Raw genomic sequence first — 7,309 nt, forward strand, 5'->3', positions numbered from 1 at the left:
ACAGCGCGATCATGCTGCGCAAAATGCGGAAGCCGTCGCTCCAGGTGGAAAGTTTCGATGCCGAGCCTTCCGGCCTTGCCCCATAAGGCGTGCTGACTTCCGCCAGCGGCATCGACAGTTCCAGCGCATGCACGCTGATTTCGGTTTCGATTTCGAACCCGCGCGACAAGACCGGGAAGGATTTCACGAAACGGCGTGAGAACACGCGGTATCCGGTCAGGATATCCGAGAAGGAGCGGCCGAACATCATGCTGAGGAGCGACGTCAGCATGCGATTGCCGAACTGATGGCCGGGCCGATAGGCGGCATCCTGTTCGGTGACGCGTGCGCCCAGTACCCCCGATGAGGCCTGCGGACGTCACTTCACAATGGCAGTGAGCGCCTGTTCACAACAGCGCCAGTGCGAACAGGCCGAGCACGGCGGCCACGCCGACAGCCACCAGTGCCAGCACCGCCCCGGAGGCCGGCTCGCCAATCGGCATCATCGGGTCGCGTTCGCGATAGAGCGGCGGTTGTGGCAGTCGCTTCCACGGCTGCGGGTCAGGGCCGTCGTTGGGCCATTTGAAGCCATCCGCGCTCATGCCGGCACCCTGTCCGGACCGACAGTGCCAACGATCATCGCCTCTTCGTTGTAGCAGGGAAGCAGGACCGCAATCTGCAGGTCCTGCCCCACTTCGCTATCCGAACAGGAATATACGCCCTCTTCCGGAATCCACATGGGTTGTCCCCCGAACACATACATGGGCCGGGGGAAAACTTACAGTCATGCACAAAACTGAAATTCCCGACCCTGACACAGGTTATGTCGAATCAGGGGTGGAGTCCATCAGTATGTCGTTCCGTTAACGATATTCGTTATTTCCCCGGATCATTCCGCCGCCAGTGCAAGATTCAGCGGATATTCCAGACGGTTCAGCATTTCTTTTGGACAGATCTGCCAGATACTTGCGCGTGCGCGTTCCCAGTCCATCAGCAGGCCTTCGGCGTGGCGGCTGGCCGTCATTTCGAAGTGGCGCTGGACGAGGCTGCGGCAGACATCGTTCCAATGGTCGGTTTCGATGCGTTGCCAGACCACCGAATCGGGGTTCACCTTGCTGGCGAACCGGTTTTCCGGATCATGGACGAACGCCATGCCGCCCGTCATGCCGGCGGCGAAATTGTCTCCGACAGGCCCCAGAATGACGGCGGTGCCGCCGGTCATGTATTCGCAGCCGTTGGCGCCGCAGCCTTCGATCACCGTGCTGGCGCCGGAATTGCGCACGGCAAAACGCTCGCCCGCCTGCCCGGCGGCGAACAGTTCGCCGGCCGTCGCTCCATAGAGGCAGGTGTTGCCGATGATGGCGTTCTCGTGTGCGGCAAGCGGCGAGGAAACCATCGGCCGGACGCTGATCGAAGCGCCCGACAGCCCCTTGCCGACATAGTCGTTCGCGTCGCCGAACACTTCGAGGCGTACGCCCTGCACGGCGAAGGCCCCAAGCGACTGCCCTGCAGACCCGCGCAACCGGACGTGCACATGGCCCGGAGCCAGCCCGGTCATGCCGAACTGCCGGGTGATCATCGCCGACAGCCGGGTGCCGACCGCGCGGTGGGTGTTGCGGACCGAATAGGTAAGCTGCATCTTCTCGCCGCGCTCGAAGACGGCGGCCGCATCGCGCAGAATGTCGGCGTCGAGGCTGTCGGGCACCGGGTTGCGCGGCGCGTCGCGCACCGAACGGCGCATGTCGTCGGGGGCATCGACGCGGGCGAGCAACGGGTTCAGGTCGAGGTCGTCCAGATGTTCGGCGCCACGGCTGACCTGCCGCAGCAGTTCGGTGCGGCCCACCACTTCGTCCAGCGAACGCACGCCAAGGCGGGCAAGGATCTCGCGGGTTTCCTCGGCGATGAAGGTCATCAGGTTGATGACCTTTTCCGCCGTGCCGGTGAACTTGGCGCGCAGGTCTTCGTCTTGCGTGCAGACGCCGACCGGGCAGGTGTTGGAATGGCACTGGCGCACCATGATGCAGCCGACCGCCACCAGCGACAGGGTGCCGATGCCGAATTCCTCGGCGCCGAGGATCGCAGCGATGACGATGTCGCGGCCGGTCTTCAGGCCGCCGTCGGTGCGCAGCTTCACCTTGTGCCTGAGGCCGTTCAGCGTCAGCACCTGGTTCACTTCCGACAGGCCCATTTCCCACGGGCCGCCGGCAAACTTGATGCTGGTCTGCGGCGATGCGCCGGTGCCACCGACATTGCCGGAAATCAGGATCACGTCGGCATGGGCCTTGGCGACACCCGCCGCGATCGTGCCGATGCCCGACGATGCGACCAGCTTCACCCCCACTTTCGCTTCGGGGTTGATCTGCTTCAGATCGTAGATGAGCTGGGCCAGGTCCTCGATCGAATAGATGTCGTGGTGCGGTGGCGGCGAAATCAGCGTGACGCCCGGCGTCGCGTGGCGCAGCCTTGCGATCATCTCGGTCACCTTGAAGCCGGGCAACTGGCCACCCTCGCCGGGCTTTGCCCCTTGCGCCACCTTGATCTCGATTTCGGTGCAGGCGTTCAGATATTCGGCGGTGACGCCGAAGCGGCCGGAGGCGATCTGCTTGATGGCGGAATTGGCGTTGTCGCCGTTGGCGAACGGGCGGAAACGGATCGGGTCTTCGCCGCCTTCGCCGCTGACCGCCTTCGCACCGATGCGGTTCATGGCGATCGCCAGCGTCTCGTGCGCTTCGGGGCTAAGCGCGCCGAGCGACATGCCGGGCGTGACGAAGCGCTTGCGGATTTCGGCGATCGACTCGACTTCCTCGGTGGCGAGCGGTGTCGGCGCGTAGTTCAGTTCCAGCAGGTCGCGCAGATAGATCGGCGGCAGCTTGCGGATGCCTTCCGAGAAGCGGCGGAACAGGCCGTAGCTGTCGGTGCGAACCGCTTCCTGCAACGTGTGGATCAGCGTTGCTTCCCATGCGTGCGGTTCGAACCCGGCGCGGTTGCGGTAAAAGCCGCCGACCGGCAGCACCGATGTCGGCCTGCTTTCGGTCGCGAAGGCGCGGGTGTGGCGCTGGCGGGCGGCTTCGAACAGCGAGGTGAACCCTTCGCCGGAAATACGCGCCGGCATGCCGGGGAAAAAGTCGGCGACAAGGGCGCGGCTCAGGCCGACGGCTTCGAAATTATAGCCGCCGCGATACGAGGACAGGACCGAGATCCCCATCTTGGCCATGATCTTCAGCAGGCCGTCGTCGACCGCCTTGCGGTAGCGGGCGATGCAGTCGTCGAGCGATCGGTCGCCGAACAGCCCGCGCGCCTGGCGGTCGGCGATCGAGGCTTCTGCAAGCCACGGACAGACGGTGGTGGCACCAACACCCACCAGCACGGCGACATGGTGCGTATCGAGGCATTCCGACGAGCGGGCGTTGATCGACGCGAAGGTGCGCAGGCCCTTGCGCACCAGATGCGTGTGCACCCCGGCGGCGGCGAGGATCATGGTGACGGCGCAGCGCGTGGCGGACTGGCGCTCGTCGGTCAGGAAGAGCTGCGATTTGCCTTCGCGGACGGCGGCTTCGGCTTCGGCGCGGATGCGCTCGATCGCGGCGCGCAGGCCGTCAGGGCCGTCGGTCAGGTCGAAGGTGCAGTCGATCACGGCGGCGGTGCCGGCGAAGTGCGCCAGCAACTGCTGCCATTCAGCCGACGACAGCAGCGGGCTTTCCAGCACCATGACGCCCGCCTGCCGCTCTTCGCTGTCGAGGATGTTGCCGTGGTTCCCAAAGCGGGTGTTCAGGCTCATGACCCGCGATTCACGCAAGGAATCGATCGGCGGGTTGGTGACCTGGCTGAAGTTCTGCCGGAAGAAGTGGCTGATCGGCCGGGCATTGGCGGAAATCACCGCCAGCGGCGTGTCGTCGCCCATCGAGCCGACTGCCTCCTTGGCGTCGTCGACCATCGGCGACAGGATCAGTTCCATGTCTTCCGATGAAAGGCCCGCCGCAATCTGCATCCGGCGCAGCGCATCGCCCGCCGGGCGCTCGACAGGCCCCGCCGGCGGCGCGACATCGGCAAGCGAAGTGAACTCGCCGACCCAGCGGTCATAGGGGGAAGCCGATGCGATACGATCCTTCAGCGCCCGGTCGGTATAGAGCCGCCCTTCCGTAAGATCGACGCCGATCATCTGCCCCGGCCCGAGCCGGCCCTTGGCGACGATGGTTTCCTCGTCGAGGACGACCATGCCCGATTCCGAACCGACGACAAGCAGGCCGTCGCGGGTGCGGGTGTAGCGCATCGGCCTGAGCGCATTGCGGTCCAGCCCGGCGACTACCCATTGCCCGTCGGTCATGGCCAGCGCGGCCGGCCCGTCCCATGGTTCCATGACGCTGGCGAAATAGCTGTACATCGCCTTGTGCGCGGGCGGCATGTCGGCCCCCTTCGACCAGGCTTCGGGAACCAGCATGGTCTTGGCGGTCGGTGCGTCGCGGCCCGAGCGCACGATCGCCTCGAATACGGCGTCGAGTGCGGCTGTGTCCGAGGATCCGGCCGGGATCAGCGGCTTGATGTCCTCGGAATGGTCGCCGAAGGCGGTGGCCGCCATCTTGATTTCGTGGCTTTTCATCCAGTTCGAATTGCCACGGATGGTATTGATCTCGCCGTTGTGGGCGAGGCAGCGGAACGGCTGCGCCAGCCACCATTGCGGGAAGGTGTTGGTGGAATAGCGCTGGTGGTAGATCGCCACCCGGCTTTCGAAGCGCGGATCGAGGAGGTCGGGGTAGAAGACCGACAGGCTTTCGGCCAGAAACAGCCCCTTGTAGATCAGCGACCGGCACGACAGCGAGCAGATGTAGAAGCCCTGGATCTGGGCGGCGATCACCTTTTTCTCGATGCGGCGGCGCAGGAGATAGAGGTCTTTTTCAAAGGCAGCGCGGCTTTCCTCGCTGGTGTCGGCGGGGCCTGCGATCATGATCTGTTCGATTTCGGGGCGCAGCCGGGCTGCCTTTTCGCCGATCACCGACACGTCGACCGGCACCTGCCGCCAGCCATAGATGAAATGGCCGAAGTCGATGATCTCGGATTCGACGATGCTGCGGCAGGCTTCCTGTGCGGCAAGATCGGTGCGCGGCAGAAACACCATGCCGACCGCCAGCAGGTTCGGGCGCGGGCTGTGCCCGGCGCGGTCGATGCAGTCCTCGAAAAAGGCGACCGGCAGGTCGAGGTGAATGCCCGCGCCGTCGCCTGTCTTGCCGTCGGCGTCGACTGCGCCCCGGTGCCAGACCGACTTCAGCGCCGCGACCGCCGTTTCCACCACCCGCCGCGACGGCTTGCCGTCGATCGCGGCGACGAGGCCGACGCCGCAGGCATCGGATTCGCCTTGCGGCAGATAGAGACCGTTTTCCGCCAGATGGGCACGGGCGGCGTCGATTTCGCTGGGGATGTCGGCGGGATGTTGCTGCATGGGTCCGTCCGTCGGGCGCCGGTGGCGCAATGGGGTTATTTCGTCGGGGCGATGTTGGGGAACAGCTTGCGCAGTTCGGCATCGAGTTTCGGCGCAACGGCCTTTTCCGCCGCCTGCATGCGCGGGCCGAACTTCTGTGCGTTGGCCCGGCCGACTTCGGCCGACACGGCCGCCTGCCGGGCAAGGAACTTCGCGCCTGCCGGGGTTTTGTAGAAGGCGGTGATCTCGGCAAGTTCTTCGGCGGTGAAATTGCGGGCGAAGGATGCGATCTGTTCGGCGCGCGCGCTGGCCTGCATTTCGCGCAGGATCGGGCCGATCGAGTCGGCCTGCATGGCGCCCATGCGGGCGAGACCTGCCTCGACCGCCGGGCTGTTTTTCGCCAGCTCGGCCTTCAGGCGCGGATTGGAGGAAAGCATCGCCCGCACGCCGGCGCCGCTGCGCATCTGCTTCAACTGCTGGTCGAGCTGCGCCTTGGCGGCGGCCGACGGCATCATCGTATCGACGAGCGCGGTCGCAGCCTTGGTGGCCTCGGCCGACTGGGCGGCGACGGGTGCGGCCAGCAGCAATGGTGCGATGGCGGCGATTGTGGTGAAACGCATGGTCATAGGGTTTCCTCCGAGGGCTGGGCCGCAGCGTTGGCGGCGGCATTGGCGCTGGCCTGCAGCCAGTCGTGCATTGCGGCGGCGGCGTCGCGCCCCTCGCGCATTGCCCATACCACAAGGCTTGCGCCGCGCACGATGTCTCCGGCGGCGAACACGCCATCGATGCTGGTGGCCTGGTCCGGACGCGCGACCTTGACGGTCCCCCAGCGGCTGGTGCCAAGGTCCGGCGCTTCGAACGCGGCGGGCAGGTCATCGGGGTCGAAGCCCAGGGCTTCGATCACCAGATCGGCTTTCACTTCGAAGTCCGAGCCAGGCTCTACTTCGGGCGCGCGCCTGCCCGATCCGTCGGCGGCACCCAGCCGCATGCGCTGGGCGCGGACCGTGGCGATGCGGCCATCGGCACCGGCAGTGAAATGGCCGGGCGAGGCGAGCCATTCATAATCGACGCCTTCTTCCTCGGCGTTCTGCGTTTCGCGGGCCGAACCCGGCATGTTGGCACGGTCGCGGCGATAGAGGCAGGTGACCGATGCCGCCTGTTGGCGGACGGCGGTGCGCACGCAGTCCATCGCGGTGTCGCCGCCGCCGATCACCACCACATGCCGCCCGCGCGCATCCAGTTCGCCGTTGTCCGGTTCGGGCACGGTGTCGCCCAGATTGCGGCGGTTGGATGCGATCAGATAATCCAGCGCCTTGACGACGCCCGGCAGGTCGGCCCCTTCCATCCCCAGCGGGCGGGGCCTGTAGACGCCGGTCGCGATCATGATCGCGTCGTGGCGGCGGCGCAGGTCGGCGAACGAAAGGTCGCGGCCGATCTCGGTCGAGAGGTGGAAGTGGATGCCGCCCTCGATAAGCCGCGCGACCCGGCGCTCGACGACCAGCTTTTCCAGCTTGAAGCCGGGGATGCCATAGATCAGCAATCCGCCGGCGCGGTCGTGCCGGTCATAGACATGGACTTCATACCCCTCGCGGCGGAGGAGTTCTGCCGTCGTCAGGCCTGCAGGCCCGGCACCGATGACCCCGACCGACTGGCCGCCGCGGTCGGCGACGGGAACCAGAGGCTCGACCCAGCCTTCCTTCCAGGCGTTGTCGGTGATGAATTTTTCCACGGCACCGATGGTGACTGCTCCGTGTCCGGCGTTTTCTATCACGCAGCCGCCTTCGCACAATCTGTCCTGCGGGCAGATGCGGCCGCAGATTTCCGGCATCGTCGAGGTGGAGGAGGAAACCTCATAGGCTTCGCGCAGGCGGCCGTCGGCGGCGAGCTTCAGCCAGTCGGGGATGTGGTTTTCCAGCG

The 7,309-nt window shown here is 65.8% G+C and carries 4 protein-coding genes and 1 pseudogene; all 5 read right to left on the minus strand.

Features of this window, described 5'->3' with window-relative positions; genetic code table 11:
- A pseudogene (locus tag AC16JP_RS00345) lies at positions 1–337 on the minus strand (glycosyltransferase family protein); the annotation flags it as partial.
- Between the two features lie 49 nt (positions 338–386).
- Positions 387–581 carry a hypothetical protein gene (locus AC16JP_RS00350; protein ID WP_484338610.1) on the minus strand — a complete coding sequence of 65 codons (195 nt, stop codon included), beginning with the start codon at positions 579–581 and terminating at the stop codon, positions 387–389.
- Positions 582–868: 287 nt separating this feature from the next.
- Complete coding sequence (gene gltB / locus AC16JP_RS00355; protein ID WP_484338611.1) at positions 869–5,413, minus strand: glutamate synthase large subunit; 4,545 nt, start codon at positions 5,411–5,413, stop codon at positions 869–871.
- Between the two features lie 35 nt (positions 5,414–5,448).
- A complete protein-coding gene (locus tag AC16JP_RS00360) occupies positions 5,449–6,012 on the minus strand; it encodes a DUF2059 domain-containing protein (protein WP_484338612.1) in 564 nt (187 codons plus the stop codon).
- 2 nt (positions 6,013–6,014) lie between these two features.
- A partial coding sequence (locus tag AC16JP_RS00365) for an NAD(P)-dependent oxidoreductase (protein ID WP_484338613.1) occupies positions 6,015–7,309 on the minus strand: 1,295 nt, incomplete at its 5' end.

The sequence above is a fragment of the Sandaracinobacteroides sp. genome (assembly GCF_057137845.1).

Bases quoted from the DNA above. Each gene is read 5' to 3' on its own strand.
- AC16JP_RS00350 (WP_484338610.1), bottom strand. From the start codon at position 581: ATGAGCGCGGATGGCTTCAAATGGCCCAACGACGGCCCTGACCCGCAG.
- gltB (WP_484338611.1), bottom strand. From the start codon at position 5,413: ATGCAGCAACATCCCGCCGACATCCCCAGCGAAATCGACGCCGCCCGT.
- AC16JP_RS00360 (WP_484338612.1), bottom strand. From the start codon at position 6,012: ATGCGTTTCACCACAATCGCCGCCATCGCACCATTGCTGCTGGCCGCA.